This is a genomic window from Mesorhizobium sp. M0800 (genome assembly GCF_040320095.1).
In the GTDB taxonomy this organism is placed as follows: Bacteria; Pseudomonadota; Alphaproteobacteria; order Rhizobiales; family Rhizobiaceae; genus Mesorhizobium.
On sequence record NZ_JAMYOZ010000001.1, the window covers coordinates 170,170 to 188,737 of the forward strand.

The 18,568-nt window shown below is 63.2% G+C and carries 18 protein-coding genes; 1 reads left to right on the forward strand and 17 read right to left on the reverse strand.

What is annotated here, in order from left to right; all coding sequences use genetic code 11:
- Positions 1–100: 100 nt before the first annotated feature.
- Genes infB through rimP form a run of 4 tightly spaced genes read right to left on the reverse strand, consistent with a single transcriptional unit; the run spans position 101 to position 5,629 of the window.
- Positions 101–2,668, reverse strand: coding sequence for a translation initiation factor IF-2 (gene infB, locus NKI18_RS00835; protein ID WP_352614606.1), 2,568 nt, complete (start codon positions 2,666–2,668; stop codon positions 101–103).
- Positions 2,665–3,315 (reverse strand): RNA-binding protein, encoded by a 651-nt coding sequence (locus tag NKI18_RS00840; protein ID WP_352614605.1) that lies wholly within the window; start codon positions 3,313–3,315, stop codon positions 2,665–2,667. The genes infB and NKI18_RS00840 overlap by 4 nt, the downstream gene beginning before the upstream one ends.
- A gap of 38 nt (positions 3,316–3,353) precedes the next feature.
- Positions 3,354–4,949, reverse strand: coding sequence for a transcription termination factor NusA (gene nusA, locus NKI18_RS00845; protein ID WP_023676901.1), 1,596 nt, complete (start codon positions 4,947–4,949; stop codon positions 3,354–3,356).
- Between the two features lie 47 nt (positions 4,950–4,996).
- The gene (gene rimP / locus NKI18_RS00850; protein WP_352614603.1) at positions 4,997–5,629 is read right to left on the reverse strand and encodes a ribosome maturation factor RimP; all 633 of its coding nucleotides are present in this window, start codon (positions 5,627–5,629) and stop codon (positions 4,997–4,999) included.
- A gap of 204 nt (positions 5,630–5,833) precedes the next feature.
- On the opposite strand from rimP, the gene NKI18_RS00855 reads away from it, so the two are divergent.
- The gene (locus NKI18_RS00855) at positions 5,834–6,076 is read left to right on the forward strand and encodes a hypothetical protein (protein ID WP_352614775.1); all 243 of its coding nucleotides are present in this window, start codon (positions 5,834–5,836) and stop codon (positions 6,074–6,076) included.
- 60 nt (positions 6,077–6,136) lie between these two features.
- Here NKI18_RS00855 and trmB read toward each other — a convergent pair whose 3' ends face one another.
- The 13 genes from trmB to NKI18_RS00920 all read right to left on the reverse strand — a co-directional run bounded on the left by trmB (position 6,137) and on the right by NKI18_RS00920 (position 18,566).
- Positions 6,137–6,838: a tRNA (guanine(46)-N(7))-methyltransferase TrmB gene (trmB, locus tag NKI18_RS00860; RefSeq protein WP_352614602.1), complete on the reverse strand. Its 702-nt coding sequence runs from the start codon at positions 6,836–6,838 to the stop codon at positions 6,137–6,139.
- Positions 6,839–6,849: 11 nt separating this feature from the next.
- Entirely contained in the window at positions 6,850–8,139 is a 1,290-nt protein-coding gene (gene metK, locus NKI18_RS00865; protein WP_023676896.1) for a methionine adenosyltransferase, read from the reverse strand.
- A 329-nt stretch (positions 8,140–8,468) separates the two neighbouring features.
- Complete coding sequence (locus tag NKI18_RS00870) at positions 8,469–8,888, reverse strand: helix-turn-helix domain-containing protein (RefSeq protein ID WP_352589050.1); 420 nt, start codon at positions 8,886–8,888, stop codon at positions 8,469–8,471.
- A gap of 137 nt (positions 8,889–9,025) precedes the next feature.
- Positions 9,026–10,612, reverse strand: coding sequence for an apolipoprotein N-acyltransferase (gene lnt, locus NKI18_RS00875; protein ID WP_352589047.1), 1,587 nt, complete (start codon positions 10,610–10,612; stop codon positions 9,026–9,028).
- Between the two features lie 134 nt (positions 10,613–10,746).
- Positions 10,747–10,977 carry a VOC family protein gene (locus tag NKI18_RS00880; RefSeq protein ID WP_352589044.1) on the reverse strand — a complete coding sequence of 77 codons (231 nt, stop codon included), beginning with the start codon at positions 10,975–10,977 and terminating at the stop codon, positions 10,747–10,749.
- Between the two features lie 88 nt (positions 10,978–11,065).
- Positions 11,066–12,139, reverse strand: coding sequence for a hemolysin family protein (locus NKI18_RS00885; protein ID WP_352614601.1), 1,074 nt, complete (start codon positions 12,137–12,139; stop codon positions 11,066–11,068).
- A 28-nt stretch (positions 12,140–12,167) separates the two neighbouring features.
- Entirely contained in the window at positions 12,168–12,665 is a 498-nt protein-coding gene (ybeY, locus tag NKI18_RS00890; protein WP_352614600.1) for an rRNA maturation RNase YbeY, read from the reverse strand.
- 17 nt (positions 12,666–12,682) lie between these two features.
- Entirely contained in the window at positions 12,683–13,732 is a 1,050-nt protein-coding gene (locus tag NKI18_RS00895) for a PhoH family protein (protein WP_352614599.1), read from the reverse strand.
- 26 nt (positions 13,733–13,758) lie between these two features.
- Positions 13,759–15,168: a tRNA (N6-isopentenyl adenosine(37)-C2)-methylthiotransferase MiaB gene (gene miaB, locus NKI18_RS00900; protein ID WP_352614597.1), complete on the reverse strand. Its 1,410-nt coding sequence runs from the start codon at positions 15,166–15,168 to the stop codon at positions 13,759–13,761.
- Positions 15,169–15,231: 63 nt separating this feature from the next.
- Positions 15,232–16,032 carry a lyso-ornithine lipid O-acyltransferase gene (gene olsA / locus NKI18_RS00905; protein WP_352614596.1) on the reverse strand — a complete coding sequence of 267 codons (801 nt, stop codon included), beginning with the start codon at positions 16,030–16,032 and terminating at the stop codon, positions 15,232–15,234.
- 21 nt (positions 16,033–16,053) lie between these two features.
- On the reverse strand, positions 16,054–16,548 hold the full coding sequence (rimI, locus tag NKI18_RS00910; RefSeq protein ID WP_352614595.1) for a ribosomal protein S18-alanine N-acetyltransferase: 495 nt from the start codon (positions 16,546–16,548) through the stop codon (positions 16,054–16,056).
- A complete protein-coding gene (gene tsaB, locus NKI18_RS00915; RefSeq protein WP_352614594.1) occupies positions 16,548–17,300 on the reverse strand; it encodes a tRNA (adenosine(37)-N6)-threonylcarbamoyltransferase complex dimerization subunit type 1 TsaB in 753 nt (250 codons plus the stop codon). Before tsaB ends, rimI begins: the two co-directional genes overlap by 1 nt.
- Before the next feature lie 159 nt (positions 17,301–17,459).
- Entirely contained in the window at positions 17,460–18,566 is a 1,107-nt protein-coding gene (locus NKI18_RS00920) for a DUF1513 domain-containing protein (RefSeq protein ID WP_352614593.1), read from the reverse strand.
- Positions 18,567–18,568: the final 2 nt, after the last annotated feature.

Below are 18,568 nucleotides of genomic sequence, written 5' to 3' on the forward strand. Positions count from 1 at the left end.
GGCGCGGGATAGGACCGCACCACATGTCTCATTTGGTTTGGGCGGCGGTCTTTCGACCACCGCCCGGTCTCGATGGATGCCCGAACTCGAAGGTTCGAGCTCAGAGCGTCCTGGTCACCATCTCGACGCGGAAGCACTCGATGACGTCACCGACGCGCATGTCCTCGTAGTTCTGGAAGGCCATGCCGCATTCCTGGCCGCCCGGAACTTCCGAAACCTCGTCCTTGAAGCGCTTCAGGGTCTTCAGCGTGCCTTCGTGGATGACGACGTTGTCGCGGATCAGGCGCACGCCCGCACCACGCTCGACCTTGCCTTCGGTAACACGGCAGCCGGCGATCTTGCCGACCTTGGTGATGTCGAAGATCTCGAGGATCTCGGCATTGCCGATGAAGGTCTCGCGACGCTCCGGCGAGAGCAGGCCGGAGAGCGCCGCTTTCACATCATCGACCAGATTGTAGATGATCGAATAGTAGCGGATCTCGATGCCTGCCGCAGCCGCGGCTGCGCGGGCCTGCGCATTGGCGCGAACGTTGAAGCCGATGATCGCAGCCCCCGAAGTTTCCGCCAGCGACACGTCGCTTTCGGTAATGCCGCCAGCCCCCGCATGGACGATGCGGGCGCGCACCTCGTCGGTGCCGAGATTGTCGAGCGCGGCGTTGATCGCCTCGATCGAGCCCTGCACGTCGCCCTTGATAACCAGCGGGAATTCTTTCAGTCCGCTGGTCTGCAACTGCGACATCATCTGCTCCAGCGAACCACGCTGGCCGGCATGCCTGGCAACCGCCTTCTCGCGTGCCAGACGCTGGCGGTATTCGGTGATCTCGCGGGCGCGGGCCTCGTTGTTGACCACGGCGAAGCGGTCGCCGGCCTGCGGCGTGCCTTGCAGGCCGAGCACCTCCACCGGCATTGCCGGCGGCGCTTCCTTGACCTGCTCGCCGCGATCATTGACGAGCGCGCGTACCCGGCCCCATTCGTTGCCGGCGACGAGAATGTCGCCCGGCATCAACGTGCCGGTCTGCACCAGCACGGTAGCGACTGGGCCGCGGCCCTTGTCGAGCTGGGCTTCGATGACCACGCCTTCGGCGGTGCGGTCCGGATTGGCCTTCAGGTCGAGGATTTCGGCCTGCAGCAGGATCGCTTCGAGCAACTTGTCGAGATTGATGCCCTTGGTCGCCGACACCTCGACATCCAGCACCTCACCGCCCATGGATTCGACGAACACCTCGTGGCGCAGCAGTTCCGAACGCACCTTCTGCGGGTCGGCGTCATGCTTGTCGATCTTGTTGATCGCCACAATGATCGGAACGCCGGCCGCCTTGGCGTGATTGATCGATTCGATCGTCTGCGGCATGACGCTGTCGTCAGCTGCCACCACGAGGATGGCGATATCGGTCGCCTGGGCACCGCGGGCACGCATCGCCGTGAAGGCGGCGTGGCCGGGCGTGTCGATGAAGGTAACCTTGTGACCGTTCTTCTCGACCTGATAGGCGCCGATATGCTGGGTGATGCCGCCGGCCTCGCCGGAGACGACGTTGGCATTGCGGATGGCATCGAGCAACGAGGTCTTGCCGTGATCGACATGGCCCATGATCGTTACCACCGGCGGACGCGGCTGCAGGTCCTCGGGACGATCGGCGATGTTGAACAAGCCCTCTTCGATGTCGGACTCGGCGACGCGGCGGACCGTGTGGCCAAATTCGGTGGCGACGAGTTCGGCCGTGTCGGCGTCGATGACGTCACCAGGCTTCAGAATCTGGCCCTGCTTCATGAAGAACTTGACCACATCGACGGCGCGCTCGGACATGCGCTGCGCCAGCTCCTGGATGGTGATGGTTTCGGGCAGGATCACTTCACGCATGACTTTCTCGCGTGGCTCGTTATGCAACGCGCGCTTGAATTTCTCCTGACGGCGGCGCATCGACGAGAGCGAGCGGGCGCGCGCATCCTCGTCGGAAAGCGCTGAATTCAGCGTCAGCTTGCCGCGGCGGCGGTCTTCCTCGCCCTTGGTCGGTTTGGCCGGACGCGCCACTTCCGGCGTGACCAGACGGCGCACTGGTGCGCCGGCACCGGTCCGCTTCGGTTTGACCTCTTCCTCGTCATCGACTGTTGCCAGTTCGGCGGCGAGCGGCGCACGGCGGCGCGCCTCTTCCTCGGCACGGCGGCGGGATTCGGCCTCGGCTTGCAGCCGTGCCTCTTCCTCGGCCTGACGGCGAGCCGATTCCTCGCGCTCGCGGCGGCGGCGCTCTTCGTCCTCGCTGCGGCGCTTGGCTTCCTCGATGGCGCGCTGGCGATCCTCGACATCGCGGACCTTCGAGCCCTCGAGAGCCCGGCGGCGTGCTTCCATTTCCTGGCGCGACAACTCGTTCAGCACCATGCCGCTGCGTTCGACCGGCGGCGGAGGGGGAGGCGCCTTGGGAGCTTCCTGCACGGCAGGCGCTGCCGCGACCGGCTTCGGCGTGAAGACGGACACAGGCGCTGCCGCCGGCTCCGGCTTGTCGCCGGGCAGCGAGAACTTGCGCTTCTTGGTCTCGACGACCACCGACTTGGTGCGGCCGTGCGAGAAGTTCTGGCGCACCGTGCCCTGTTCCATACCGGGGCGCTTCAGCGTCAAGGTCTTCTTCGGCGTAACACTCAGCGTCTTGTCGTCGCCCGATTTCGTATCGCTCATTCCATATCCTCTGCGGCATCATCTTCGTCAGCAACGGCCGCAAGCATTGCCAGATCGTCCGGGGAACCGCCCCGATATCGGTCGAGCGCAACCATGCGCTTCTGGACCGCCCTGCCCGCGTCTCCCGCGAGAACGGCAGCATGTATCACATTTGTACCCCCCAATGCCAAGCTCAACTCGGCCTCGGAGAAAAGTTTGTAAGCGCGGATCGCAGGCCCGCCGAGGTGGACGGTTGCCCGTCGCGCCTGGCTTATCTTGCGGACGCCATCGTCGGAAGCCTCGGTCGCGTGGAGCACGAAAAGTGCAAGTCCGCCGCGCACGGCGCTCTCGACCTTGGTCGCTCCGAGCGCTATGACGCCCGCCTTGCGGGCCAGGCCAAGCATGCCCAGAGCGGACCTGGAAAGCAGCGCGTCGACCATGCCGCCAAGATCGGCCGGCACGCTCACCTGCGCCTTAAAAGCACGGGCAAACAGGTTTTTGGCCGCTGCCTTTTCTATATGTAGGCGGTCGGCCGTCACCCAGCAACCGCGGCCGGGCAGGTTTCTCTTGATGTCCGGAACGACGGCCGAATCCGGGCCGACGACGAAACGGATCAGTTCATCCGGTTCGGCTTGCCTGCGGGTGACGATGCAGGTGCGATCGTTCATCTCGTCGAAGGGCGGGTTCGGTGCGATGCGGTTTCACCTCACGCACCGACGGTTTCGTCAGCCGGCACGCCCTCGGCGGCAAGCTCGTCTTCGGTGATCCAGCCAGCCTTCAGGCGAGCGGCCAGGACCATCTGCTCGGCATCGGCGCGTGATACGCCGTGGTTGGCGAGCACACCCGGGAATACCTTCGTCTCGCCGTCCTTGCGTTCCTTCCAACCGGTCAGGTCGTCGGCGGCGTAGCCGGCGAAATCCTCGATCGTCTTCACGCCGTCCTCGCCGAGCGTCACCATCATGGCGGTGGTGATGCCGGGAATCTCGCGCAGCTCGTCCTTGACGCCGAGCGCCTTGCGCTTCTCGTCATGCTCGGCTTCGATCTTCTCCAGATATTCGCGGGCGCGGGTCTGGATTTCCGAAGCCGTGTCCTCGTCGAAGCCGTCGATCGACGCGATTTCGCCGGAGTCGACATACGCGACCTCCTCGACGCTGGTGAAGCCTTCGGAAGCGAGCACCTGGCCGACCATCTCGTCGACGTCGAGGGCTTCCATGAACAGCGACGACCGTTCGACGAATTCCTTCTGGCGGCGTTCGCTCTCTTCCTGCTCGGTCAGGATGTCGATATCCCAGCCGGTGAGCTGCGAGGCAAGACGGACGTTCTGGCCGCGGCGGCCGATGGCCAGCGACAGCTGATCGTCGGGAACGACGACCTCGATGCGCTCGGCATCCTCGTCGAGCACGACCTTGGCGACTTCCGCCGGCTGCAACGCATTGACAATGAAGGACGCGGCCGAAGGCGACCACGGAATGATGTCGATCTTCTCGCCCTGCAATTCACCGACGACCGCCTGGACGCGGCTGCCGCGCATGCCGACGCAGGCGCCGACCGGATCGATGGAGCTGTCGCGCGAGATGACAGCGATCTTGGCGCGCGAACCCGGATCGCGGGCGACCGACTTGATCTCGATGATGCCGTCGTAGATTTCCGGCACTTCCATGGTGAACAGCTTCGCCATGAACTGCGGATGGGTGCGCGACAGGAAGATCTGCGGGCCGCGCTGTTCGCGGCGCACGTCATAGACATAGGCGCGGACGCGATCGCCATATTTGTAGTTTTCGCGCGGAATCAGCTCGTCGCGGCGGATGATCGCCTCGCCGCGGCCGAGATCGACGATGACGTTGCCGTATTCGACGCGCTTGACGGTACCGTTGACGATCTCGCCGATACGGTCCTTGTATTCGTCATATTGCCGGTCCCGCTCGGCCTCGCGCACCTTCTGCACGATGACCTGCTTGGCCGACTGGGCGGCGATGCGGCCAAAATCCATCGGCGGTAGCTGTTCGGCAATGAAATCGCCGAGCTGGGCGTCCGGATTGCGCTCGCGCGCCGAGGAAATGGCAATCTGCGTCGCGTAGTCATCGACCTTCTCGACCACTTCCATCAGCCGCTGCAGCTTCATCTCGCCGGTGTTGGCATTGATGTCGGCGCGGATATTGGTTTCCTGGCCGTAGCGCGAGCGCGCGGCCTTCTGAATCGCATCGGCCATGGCGGCGATGACGATCGACTTGTCGATCGACTTTTCACGCGCGACCGCATCGGCGATCTGCAGCAGTTCAAGCCTGTTGGCGCTTACAACCATCTTCTTTCTCCCGAGCTTGTTGCCGACCTTTACGGCCGGCAGCCCAATCACATTTCCTGTTCGGTTTCGTCTTCCGCACCCTCTGGTGCGTCTTCGGGTTCGCCGCGGCGTTTCCTGGCTTCCTTGCGCGCCCGATTGTCCTTCGACAACGCATCGCGGATAAGGTCGTCGGTCAGAATCAGCCGCGCTTCGGCAATCGCATCGTAGGAAACACGTACCGTCGGCTCCTCGCCGTAAGCGGCCTTGTCACGCTCGATCAGCACACCGTCCGCGTCGCTTTCGGCGATCTTGCCCTTGAAGCGCTTACGGTCGGCGACGAGAACCGATGTTTCCATCTTCACCAGATGGCCGGTCCAGGCTGCAAAGTCCGATTTGCGGACCAGCGGCCGGTCGATGCCCGGCGACGACACTTCGAGATGATAAGCCTTCTCGATCGGATCATCGACATCGAGCGCCGGCGACACCGCCCGGCTGACCTCTTCACAATCCTCGACCGTCATGGTGCCGTCCTCGCGCTCGGCCATGATCTGCAGGGTCAGCCCGTTCTGGCCCGACAGGTGCACACGTACCAAGCGGAAGCCAATGGCGCGCAGTACCGGCTGAACGATCAGCGCGATGCGCGCATCGATGCCGCTTTCGCGGATGATGCGGTCGTCGCCTTCGCTTGCCGTCACTGTCATTCGGTCCTGTCACTCGATTTCTGTTGGTCGGCAGGTAATAAAAAAGAGCGGGACCGGGTGGACCCACTCTTCGTCATACCGACCAAGAATTTGAAGCTGATATAGACGATCGTGGTCCTCGTTTCAAGCCCGTCCTGCATGACGGCAAGGCTCCGAGTCCGCAGCGCTGCGCCAAATGCATGGCGCCCATGCAGTGATCCCCCTTTGAGCACCGGCCACGCACGATTATCTATGTTGCATTGCACAATTGGAGCGCTCACTGCGCTCGAAAAGGGTACCATCATGAACAATCGTGGATTTTTTTCAGCCATAGGCGATGTCTTTAGCGTGTTCGGCAGCGCCGTAGCCGCGTCGCGGGCTGTGGAAAGCGGTCGCAAGCCGCGTGCGCATGATCTGCGCAATCTCGGCATGGAGCCGGCAGCCTTCGACAAGATCCGTCGCTTCTGAGCCAAGTGAGCGCCGAGAGCCTTCGGCCCGCTCGCCTTGTGCTCAGCTCTAATTTCCCGCTTATTTCCGCACGAAGGTGAGATAGGCGGGCCGTCGGCCTTCGCGAATGGCCTTGGCCTCATAGCGCGTCCCCGGCCAGCCATCATAGGGCCGGTGCCAGTCGGCTGCTTCGCTTGCCTGCCACGTGAAGGCGTCGTGCGCCCGGCAATGCAGGAGCGTCCAGTTCACATAGCTATCGATATCGGACGCAAAGTGGAACTTTCCGCCGTGCTTCAGGACGCGCGCGAAGCGGTCGAGATTGACCGGGCTGACGAAGCGCCGCTTCCAGTGCTTCTTCTTCGGCCACGGATCCGGATAGAGAAGATCAATGCCGTCAAGCGAAGCCTGCGGCAGCCAGTCCAGCAGACGTGTGGCGTCGTCGTCATAGACGCGCAGATTGGCAAGCGGCCGCTCCCGGACCGCCATCATCATCTTGGCCATGCCGTTGACGAAAGGCTCGACGCCGATAAAGCCGGTCGCCTGGCTGGCCGTAGCACGGTGCAGAAGATGTTCGCCGCCGCCAAAACCGATTTCGAGCTGGACAGCCGAAACTTCGGCTTCGAAAAGGCTGCGCAAGTCGGCCGGCGGTTCAACCGTCAGATCGAGCCTGTAGGCGGCGAAGCCGCTCTCCAGCGCCGCTGCCTGTTGTGGTCGAATGGTCTTGCCGCGCCGGCGACCGAAAAAGGCCTCGGTCGCACGGCTTGGCCGGTCCTTCGGATCCATAGGCGCCGCGGTTAGGCGGCGACTGCTTCGGCGACCGGTTCGGCGAGAGCGTCCTTGAGCGCCTTGGCGAGATCGGTCTTCTCCCAGGAGAAGGATCCGTCGCGGCCGGCCTTGCGGCCAAAATGGCCGTAGGACGACGTCTTGGCATAGATCGGCTTGTTGAGATCGAGGTGGCGGCGGATGCCGGAAGGCGACAGGTCCATCACGGCGCGCAGTGCACGCTCGAGTTTTGCCTCGTCGACCTTGCCGGTGCCGTGCAGGTCGACGTAGATCGACAGCGGCTGGGCGACACCGATCGCATAGGAAAGCTGGATGGTGCAGCGATCGGCGAGCTTTGCGGCAACCACGTTCTTGGCGAGATAACGCGCCGCATAGGCCGCCGAGCGGTCGACCTTGGTGGTGTCCTTGCCAGAAAAAGCGCCGCCGCCATGAGGCGCAGCCCCACCATAAGTGTCGACGATGATCTTGCGGCCGGTCAGGCCGGCGTCGCCATCAGGCCCGCCGATGACGAACTTGCCAGTCGGATTGATGTACCAGTTGCAATTGTCGGCAATCTTCAGGTCGCCCAGTGCTTCGCGAATATAGGGCTCGACGACGTTGCGCACCTTCTTCGAATCCCACGTCTCATCGAGATGCTGGGTCGACAGCACGATCTGCGTCACTTCCGCCGCTTTGCCGTCGACATAGCGGACGGTGACCTGGCTCTTGGCATCCGGCCCGAGCCTGCCGGCATCACCGCTGCCTTCATGGCGCGCAGCCGCCAGCAATTCGAGGATCTTGTGGCTGTAATAGATCGGCGCCGGCATCAGGTCGGGGGTTTCGCGGCAGGCATAGCCAAACATGATGCCCTGGTCGCCGGCTCCCTCCTCGCCTTGCCGGTCGGAGGCGTTGTCGACGCCTTGGCCGATATCCGGCGACTGGCCGTGCAGCAGGACCTCGATCTTGGCTGTCTTCCAGTGGAAGCCGGCCTGCTCGTAGCCGATTTCGCGGATCGCCTTGCGAGCGACCGACTTGAACTTGGCCGGGTTGACAATCGGATGGCCGGCCGCATCCTTCAGGACGTTGCCCTCCTTGTCCTTCTTGAGCAGCGTCTCGGGGACGCGCACCTCGCCGGCGATGACAACGCGATTGGTCGTCGCAAGCGTCTCGCAGGCAACGCGGACCTTCCACGGGTCCATGCCGGTCTTTCTGGCTTCGCGATAGACGAGATCGACAATCTCGTCGGAGATGCGGTCGCAGACCTTGTCGGGATGGCCCTCGGCAACGGATTCCGAGGTGAAGAAGTAATTGTGCCGCGTCACGGGTGTCCCCTCTTGAAAAAAATATCGGCAGGCCGCCGATTTTGGCGCGCCAGTTGTTAACGGTGCCGGGCGTCGCTCGTCAAGCCATGCAGCCGTTCTGGCATGAATTTTGACGTTATTATCTTTGTATCCCGAGACGGCGGCAGGGCGCACTGCGATCAGCCCTTGCACCAACAGACTGAGGAAAACGACTTCGAGGAAGCGTGTCGAGCGAAATCGATCTGCGCTTTAGCGCATCTGCGGAATGAACATCCCTCAATGCGCGCAGCCGCGAGAAATTGCATGCCCAGCTACGACGACCCCTTCCTTGTTGAACTCTTCACGGGCCATCAATCGACTTCGTCGGTGGAAAGCGACTTCACCAGCTCGATGATCTTGCGGCGCACTTTCACGTCGGCGATCTTGACGAAGGCGCGATTCAGCTGGAGGCCTTCCGGGCTGCCGCAGAATTCGACGGCGGAGGTCATCGAAGCATCCTCGGCAAATCCACGGCTGCCCACGGGCTCCTGACCGGGCGCATCCTCGAAAAAGAAGGCGACGGGGACGCCGAGTATGGAGGCGATTGCCTGCAAACGGCTGGCGCCGACGCGATTGGTGCCCTTTTCGTACTTTTGGATCTGCTGGAACGTTATGCCGAGGTTTTCACCCAGTTTTTCCTGGCTCATTCCCAGCATATTGCGGCGAAGCCGGATGCGGCTTCCGACGTGGATGTCGATCGGATTCGGCTTTTTCTTGTTTTCTTCTGTCATTTTTTCCTCGCCGAATTTTTCCGGCTTTTTCTATTTTGCTGCCCAAACGACGCCGCGGCCCGTGCCCCAACAGAACGACCTTATCGACTTCGAAAATTTTCAGGCGCTTACAGTATGAGTTTCTAATGTGTCGGCTGTCAATTCGCCCGTAGCCTTTGCCTTACGTTCAAAATGCATGCCGCAACGGCAAGCAAAAACATGATCAGCATTCCGTTAATGCGTCGTTGGCCGGAGGAAACGATGGCTTGGTCGGAGATCGGCACACGCACATCGATCGCGCCGCGTGCATCGATTGCCAGCGCGTCGACGATGCGACCGCGCGGGTCGACAACGGCCGAAATGCCGTTATTAGCCGCGCGCAACAGGGGCACCCCATTCTCCACCGCCCGGATCTGCGCCTGCCTGAAGTGCTGGTACGGCCCCGGCGTGTCGCCGAACCAGGCGTCATTGGTGACGTTCACAATAAGCTCGGCTGACGTTGCGTCAACTGCGACCAGATCGGGAAAGATGACCTCATAGCAAATAAACGGCAGCGCCCGGATACCGCCGGGCAGCGCGATCGGATGCCGCTCATTGCCCGCCGCGAAGGTCATTGGACCGGCAACAAGCTGCTCAAGCCCGAAGCGGCCGAGCAGATCGGCGAAAGGCAGGTATTCGCCGAAGGGTACCAGGTGGACCTTGTCGACGGCATCGACGATTTCGCCCCTTTCGTCGATCGCCACCACAGAGTTGTAGTAACGGCTGCCGGCCACCGAGCCGCCTTCCTCGCGAACGACGCCGGCGACCAGCATCTGGCCATCGCCAAGCATCTCTCCGATCGCAGGCAGGGCATCCGGACGTTCGGTGAACAGAAACGGCACGGACGTCTCCGGCCACAGGATCAATTGCGGCCTGTCATGGCCGGGTTCCGGCGCCTTAGCCGAAAGCCCCATCATGGTGGCGAAGATACGGTCACGCACCGAGGTATCCCATTTTTCCGTAAGGTCGACGGCAGGCTGCACGATACGGACGTCAAGGCTGCGGGCGGCCGGCTTTTCGGGGGCGGCGAGCCGGATATAGCCGAAGCCGGCATGGGCGGCGACGAGAACGACAAGCAACGCCGCGCCGAGGCGAAGATGCTGGCGCGCCGCAAGCAGCGCCGGCAGCGCGAAGACGAAGACCGCAAGCGCGTTCATGCCGACCATGCCGGTCACCGAGACGCTCTGCATCAGCAAAGGCACCGGCATCGCCGCATAGCCGACGGCATTCCACGGAAAGCCGGTGAACAGGAAGCCGCGCAGCCATTCCGCCAGCGCAAAGCCGAAGGCGAGCGCGGCGATGCGCCCGATGTCGTTGCTCCACAACAGCCGGGCAACCACGGCAGCGAAACCGTAAAAGAGGGCCAGCGCGAGGGGGATGCCGACCACCGCGAACGGCAAGGCCCAGGCAAAGCTGTCGGCCTCGACCAGCAGCGCCGAGCCGACCCACCAGAGACCGGCAAGAAAGTAGCCGAAACCGAACCACCAGCCGGTGGCGAAAGCCGGCCGCAAGCGCCGCAGAAAACCGTCCGAGGCTTCGCCGGTCGCGCCGTCGAGGAGCCACACCAGCAGCGGGAACGAAACGAAACAGACGGCGAAGAAATCGTAAGGCGCCTGGGCAAGAACCGTCAGCGCCCCGGCAAGAAACGCCACTAGCGCGCGCCGCCAGCCCCAAAGCAGAATTATCCGGCCGGCCTGGCGCTCCATCTATGCTTCCGAGTCGTGCGAATCAGGAAGCAAGATTTATCAGGCTGCGGGCTTGGCTCCAAACCGGGCGACCTAGTCCGCTCATAGCTATCGATGCCAGCCTTGTATCTTCAGCCCGCCCAGCCGCTCAGCCTCTACGCGTGGGACAGAGCCGACAGTCTGGGAAAAGGTCCAGACATGGCCTTCAGGATCGCGCGCGTGTTCTTGCCTGCAACTGAAGCCGGGCTGGCTATATGGTCGGCCCATTCGGAATCGACGATGATATAACCATCGCCGAACCGCATCTCGGAATGGACGAGCCTGCCATCGGCATCGCTGACAACCATGCTCGGCTCGAAGCCGAACGCCTTTTCAAGCCAGGTCAATGCCGCCTGCGGATCCTGGTAGAAGACGCCGGAGCCTAAGTCGAGTGCTTGAACGGGTCCTCAACCGGCATCGGGCAAGTCGCGTCTTTCAAGCCTGCTCGGTGCGGACGGCGCGGCGGCGGCGCTCGCCCTTCAGTGTCTCGACGATGCGCACGCGCTTGACGCGGCGTGGGTCGGCGTCGAGCACATGAAACTCGAAGCCGGGTATGGCCTGCACCACTTCGCCGCGCGCTGGCACCCGGCCAAGCGTGTTGAAGATCATGCCGCCGATCGTGTCGACATATTCGCCGTGCTCGCCGGCGGCGAAATCCTCGCCGATCATTTTGGCGACGTCGTCGATCTCGGCCTTGCCGTCGACGATGAAGACGCCTTCGCCGGCCTGGGTAATCATCGGCTCGTCCTCGTCATGCTCGTCCTCGATGTCGCCGACCACCATCTCGACGATATCCTCGAGCGAGACGAGACCGTCAGTGCCGCCATATTCGTCGATGACCAGCGCCATCTGGGTCCGCGTCGTCTGCATCCGCCCCATCAGGTCGGAGGCGAGCATCGACGGCGGCACGAACAGCACCGGTCGGATCAGGTTGAGATCGCCGATGGTGCGCGCCAGATCGACCTGGGCGAGATCGAGAACCGTCGCGACCGGAGTTTTCCTGGTCGTCCTGCCCTTTCTGACGCGGGCGACCTTGGTGATGTGCGCCAGCACGTCGCGGATATGAACCATGCCGCGCGGATCGTCGAGCGTCTCCGAATAGACCGGCATGCGGGAATGGCCGGACTGCTCGAACAGCCCCAGAAGATCACCCAGCTTCGTGGTGATCTCGACCGCCTCGATGTCGGCGCGCGGCACCATGACGTCCTCGACGCGCACTTCGCGCAGGCGCAGGATGTTGTTGAGCATGGCGCGTTCGCCGGGCGAGAAGGATTCTGCATCGCTCGCCGTTTCGGCAAGCGCACCGGCAATCTCCTCGCGCAGGCTGGTGCCGTTGCGGTGCCTGAAAAGCCCGAGCACGCGATCGAACAGGGAGGGACCGGCAGGCGATGCCTCGCTGGCGAAGCTGCCGGTCGTGGTACTCGGACTCAAGCCCTCTTCCGTCGTTTCGGAAGGCTTGATCACACTGCCGGCGTCGGAGCGGGCGGCAGTCTCTGGTTTGTCGTTCATCATCGTCCGGTCAATTGGTCTTTTGTAATTACGTGTAGGGATCGGGAATGGCAAGCCTCGCAAGTGCTGCGCGCTCTGTCGCTTCCATCAGTTCCGCTTCGGCATCCGTTTCGTGATCATAGCCCAGCAAATGCAGCAGGCCATGGATGACGAGATGGGAGATATGGTCCTCGATGGGCTTGTCTTCCAGTGCCGCCTCGCGCGCGACAGTCTCGGCGGCCAGCACGATGTCGCCGAGCATCGGCGGCAGAGCCCCGCCCCTGGCGAACGGAAAAGCTGGAAAAGACAGGACGTTGGTCGGCTTGTCCTTGCCGCGCCAGCCGGCATTGAGCGTACGGATATGGGCATCGTCGGAAAAGACGATGCTGAGCTCGGAACGCCCGTTCGCACCGGTTTCGGCAAAGCCGGCCGAGACGGCACGGTCGACAAGCCGCATCAGCGCCGCCTCGTCGGGCCAGTCGCCCGCCTCGATCGCGATATCGATTTCGACGGGAAGCGGTCCCCCCGCCTTTTGCTCCTCAGCCATGCGGCCGCATAATCGTATCAGCTTTCGACACCTAGGCCCCTGGCCAGCTTGCCGTCGCGGTCATAGGCCTTGACGATCTCGGCGACCAGCGGATGCCTGACGACGTCGCCTTCGTTGAAGCGGACCGTCACCATGCCGGTGACGCCGTCGAGGATTCTCAGCGCCTCGACCAGGCCGGACTTGGTGTTTGGCGGCAGATCGATCTGGGTCGGATCACCGGTGACGATCATGCGCGAGTTCTCGCCGAGCCGGGTCAGGAACATCTTCATCTGCATCGGCGTGGTGTTCTGCGCCTCGTCGAGGATGACGGCAGCGTGCGCCAGCGTACGGCCGCGCATGAATGCCAGCGGCGCGATCTCGATGACCTCAGCAGCAATCGCCCGCTCGACCTTGTCGGCCGGCATCATGTCGTAGAGCGCGTCATAGAGCGGCCGCAGATAGGGATCGACCTTCTCCTTCATGTCACCCGGCAGAAAGCCAAGCCGTTCACCGGCCTCGACCGCGGGGCGCGACAGCACGATGCGTTCGACCATGCCGCGTTCGAGCAGCATTGCCGCATGCGCCACCGCCAGATAGGTCTTTCCGGTGCCGGCCGGGCCGATGCCGAAGACGAGTTCCGACCGCTCCAGCGCGCGCATATAGGCGTCCTGGTTGAGCGAGCGGGCATAGATGGTCTTCTTGCGCGTCGATATCTGGGCGGCGGACATCTTGCCCTTGCGCTCCAGCGTCGGCAGCGTCAGCTGGTCGTCGGTGGCGATCGCCATGCGCACGGCGCCGTCGACATCGGACTGGCCGATGTCGGTGCCTTTCTGCAGAATGCCGTAAAGATTGTCCAAGGCGCGGCGTGCCTGCTCGGCGGCCGAGGAAGAGCCCTTGATGGTCAATTGATTGCCGCGCGAGCGGATATCGACGCCGAGCTTCTGCTCGAGTCGGGCCAGATTCTCGTCGAACTGGCCGTAAAGGGCGCTGGCAAGCTTGTTGTTGTCGAAAGTCAGTACGATGTGCGCGATATCCGAGGCCCCCGAGGGTAGGTTCTGGGGCAGGTTCTTCACTTCAGCAGCGCTCAACCGTCTCTCCTCATCTGCCGAGACCTTCAGGCCAATTCGGCGAACAGGCTGTTGTAGCCCGTCTTCGTGATTCGTACCTGGATAATGTCACCGATTTCGCCGGCCTTTTCATCAACAATAACCGGCTGCAGCCAGGGCGAGCGGCCAACCTTCTGGCCGGCCTGGCGGCCCGGCTTTTCGATCAGCGTGTCGATGGTCCTCCCGATCAGGCTGGTGCCGAAATCCTGCTGCTGTTTCAGAAGCAGCGCCTGCAGCCGCTGCAGGCGCTCGTCCTTGACGGCCTCCGGCACGTGATCGCCCATCTCCGCGCCCGGCGTGCCGGGGCGCGAAGAATATTTGAACGAGAAGGCCGAGGCATAGTTGACGTCTTCGACCAACTGCATGGTCGCCTCGAAATCGGCTTCCGTCTCGCCGGGAAAGCCGACAATAAAATCGCCGGACAGTGCGATATCGTTCCGTGCGACACGGATGCGGTCGATCAACGTCAGATAGTCTTTGGCCATATGCCTGCGGTTCATCGCCTTGAGTATGCGGTCGGAGCCGGACTGCACCGGTAGATGTAGATAGGGCATCAGCGTCGGCAAATCACGATGGGCGGCGATCAATTCATCCTCCATGTCGCGCGGATGACTGGTTGTGTAGCGCAGCCGCGCCAGGCCCGGAATCTCGGCCAGCCTGAACAGCAGCCGGCCAAGGCCCCATTCCTCGCCGTTTTCGCCTCTTCCATGCCAGGCATTGACGTTCTGGCCGAGCAGCGTCACCTCGCGCACGCCGGCATCCGCCAGACGCTCGGCCTCGGCGACGATCTGTGCCACCGGCCGCGAGACTTCCGAGCCGCGCGTATAGGGCACGACACAGAAGGTGCAGAACTTGTCGCAGCCTTCCTGAACGGTCAAGAACGCCGTCACGCCGCGCCTGATCAGTTCGGCGCGCTTTGGCTGCGGCAGATGCTCGAACTTGTCCTCGACGGCATAGTCGGTCTCGACGATCTTTTCGCCGCCACGCGCCCTCGCCAGCACACCGGGCAGCCGGTGGTAGGTCTGCGGGCCGATGACCAGGTCGACGGCCGGCGAGCGGCGGATGATCTCGGCACCCTCGGCCTGCGCCACGCAGCCGGCGACGCCGACCAGCATTTCGCGCCCGGCCTTTGCACGCTCGGCCTTCAACTCACGGATGCGCCCAAGTTCGGAATAGACCTTTTCCGCCGCTTTCTCGCGGATGTGGCAGGTGTTGAGCAGCACCAGATCGGCCTCGCCGATGGCGTCTGTCGCGGCATAGCCGTCGGCCGCCAGCGCATCGGTCATGCGCTGCGAATCGTAAACGTTCATCTGGCAGCCATAGGTCTTGACGAAGACCTTTCTGGTCGCGGCAGGCGGAACGACCAGGTTTTCGGCGGCAGCGCCGATGTCGTCGCGTTCTATCGTGTTCAATTCCATTTCGCGGCTTCTAGCGCCTTTCCCCGACAAAAAACAGACGAATCTGGCCGGAACCTGCGCAGCCTACCGGCTCGGGAGCGGTTCGGCGAGCGCCGCCTGCACCATCTCGCGCACCTGACGTTCCATCTGCTTTGCTGTCTCCTTGCGGCTGGAGCCCTTGGAGAAAGCAATCGCCTCGCCAAAATGCACCTCGACGTCGAGGGCGCCCTCGGCCATCAGCACCTTAAGGTGCGGCATCAGCTCCTCGTCGCCGATCCAGGCGGCAACCGGCCGATGCCGGCGGCCGAGCGGCACGCCATGCAGGCGCGTATAGACGATCGCCACCGGCTGAATGAAGACCTGTTCGGCCGCCCCTTCCGCAATCGCCATTGTGGCGGCGCCGAACAGCGTGCTCTTGAACGGCAGGATCATGTTGCCATCGCCGGTCGAGCCTTCGGCGAACAGCACCATGGCGTCGCCCTTGGCCATGCGGCCGGCGATCTCGCTCGCCTGGTCGCCCGACGAACGCTTGCGCTCACGTTCGATGAAGACCGTGCGCTGCAGCTTCGACAGCATGCCGATCAACGGCCAGCCGGCCATATCGGCCCTGGCGATGAACGTCACGTCGACCATCGACCCCAGCACCATGATGTCGGTCCAGGAGATGTGGTTGGACGCAACCAGCAATGGGCGTTGTTCGGAGAGAGTCCCCTTGACATGGATGCGCAGCCCCAGCGTCCTGACAATCATCCTGTGCCAGATTTTCAGGATGAAGGTCTCGCGCCAGAGTCCGGTCCTCATCGACAGTATCTGCAAAGGAACAAGCACCAATGAGCCGACGACAACCAGCCCCAGCGCCAGGAAAATCCTGATTTTTCCTATCATCCGCACCACCCCGGCGTTTGGCTAGCGAAGATCGCGGCGCATGACAAACGCGCCGGTCGGGCCGTGCTCCGGCGACTTGTAATAGTTGGCGCGCTTGCCGACCTCGCGGAAGCCGAACCGCCGGTAGAGCGCGATCGCGGCGACATTGGTCTCGTCGACCTCGAGGAAAAGCGCCTCGGCGCGCTGTGCGTGCAGTTCACGCAGCACCGCATCCATCAATTGCCAGCCGAGCCCCCGGCGCCGATGCGAGCGTGCCACCGCGACCGTCAGGATCTCCCCCTCGCCGGCCGCCAGCCGCGCCAGCACGAAGCCGACCGGCGGCTTGGCACCCTGTCCGGTCTCGCGCGCGGCATAGCCGAACACCGTGTCCTGCTCGAGCAGGGCGGCGAATTCGTCGTCGGTCCACGGCCGCGCGAAATCCTCGCGATGCAGCACCGACATGGCCGCGCTGTCGGCAACCGTCAGCGGCTCGATCGCATAGTCCCTGCGACGCGGCTGGAGGAATGGAATGCGCATCAGGACTTGTTTCCGTTTGGACCATGATCTTTTCCCAAAACCGGTTTCCACTTTTTGGGATCATGGTCTTGCCTAGATAGAATAAAGCCGGCCTGCGGCTTTGCGTCGGCGCCGCGCAGATAGAGCGGTTTCGGTTTTTCGCTCTCGCCGTGTTTACCGGCACCTTGGGCCCCGGCCAGCCGGGCATAGACGGCGATGTCGGCGGTGGCCGCCGTCCCGCCGAGATCGAAGCTGCGCCCGGCCGAGGCGGCAATTTGCGTTGCCGCCGTACCGGCCAGAACCGCGGAGCTGTCAACCGCGATGGCGGCGGCTTGCGAGAGCGTGGTCACCGAGGGACCGTAAATCAAAACGGATGCTTCATCGTAGAGTGCCGCATGGATTTCCTCGCGCCCTGCATCGAGCGCGGCGAGCACGGCGCGACCGGGAAATGCCGCTCTCGCTTGCGCCGCCAGGGCCTCCAAAGTCGTCACGCCGATCGCCGGTATTTTCAGCGCCAGCGCAAGGCCGCGCGCCGCCGAGACGCCGACGCGCAGACCGGTGAAGGAGCCCGGACCGGTGGAAACGGCAATGGCGCCGAGGCTGGCATAATCGGTTCTGCTGGTCCCCAACGCCTTTTCGATGACACCCATCAGATGCTCGGCATGACCCTTACCGAGATCGAGCACCGAACGGCCGAGTTCTTTCCCGGCCGCCGCGTCGTAGACGCAGGCGGCGCAGAGATTGGCGGCACAGTCGATGGCAAGCAATTTCATGAAGCGGCCGGTTGAGACAGTTTCGAAAACAGCTTCCCTCTGCCCGCCAGGGCTGATCCTCGCAAGGGAATAATGGATAAATCGTCAGGCGACTTGGCTTCGGCGCGGGTCCAAGAATGTAAGTTCCAACGCACGCAATCGCCACAATAGGTATCGGGACTAGCCAACCTGCTCGATACGCAGCACGTGATTGTCCCAGACATAGTCCGGCTCGGAACGTATCGAGCCACCGGACTCGACGATATCGCCGGCGCCGGTCGTCGCCATGAAGCTTTCCCCATCGGCTGCAACGCCGCAGACCTCGACCAGAGCCTTGGTGGCGACGACGCGGCTGCTGGCCGTGTCGATCACGGCAAGCGAATTCCCCTCAGGCGAAGACACGGCGATGGTGCCGGCGGCAGGATTGGCGGCGACCGAGCCGATATAGTTCCTGAAGCCGGAGAGCACATCCTGCGACATGTCGAGCAATTGCAAGTCCTTGCCGCGCGGCGCGCGGCCAACCAGCGGGGGACGGTCGATGCCCGGCCCCCTGTATTGGCAGCCGAACCAGACGGTGCCGGAGCGGTCGGCATCCATATGGCGGATCGACAGTTGGTGCAGCGCCGGCGGCAATTCGTGCTTTTCGGTGAGATCGCCCGTGAGACGGTCGACCAGCACGTAGGATGGCCGCATCGTGGCAATGTTGAGCTCGGCGCGGCCATAATCCGGATGCGTCTCGATGCCGCCATTGGCCACAGCAATCGTCCTGCCGTCGGAAAGCAGCAAAAGCTCGTGTGGGCCCATGCCGTAGGTCGGGAACTCGCCGATGCGCTTGAATTTCGCATGCGCGTCATAGACGCCGACGACGCCGGCGGCATTGTCGAAATCGTTCTCGGTTGCGTAGAGCAGCGTGCCATCGGCCGAGAACACGCCGTGGCCGAAGAAATGCCGGCCGGCAACGCTGGCAACGGTCTGCGGTTCATCGCGGCCGGTGTGGTCAAAGACGACAGCAAAAGTGCCCGGCTGCCTGGCAAACACCACCGAACGCTTGGACACCGGGTCGAAGGTAACGTCGTGGCCCCGATCGGGCAGATCGATCGTGTGCAACAACTTGCCGGCCTCGGACAGGACGGCCGCGCCATAGCTGCCGTCGCGCTTGACGAAAGCGGTGGCGAAGACCGCGTCGGCGTCGAGTGTCTTTGCCCAGGCCGACGGCGCCATCGCCGCTGCGAAACCAGCGCCTGCGGCCCTCAGGAAATCGCGCCGATCGATCAGCGGCGTCCTCATGA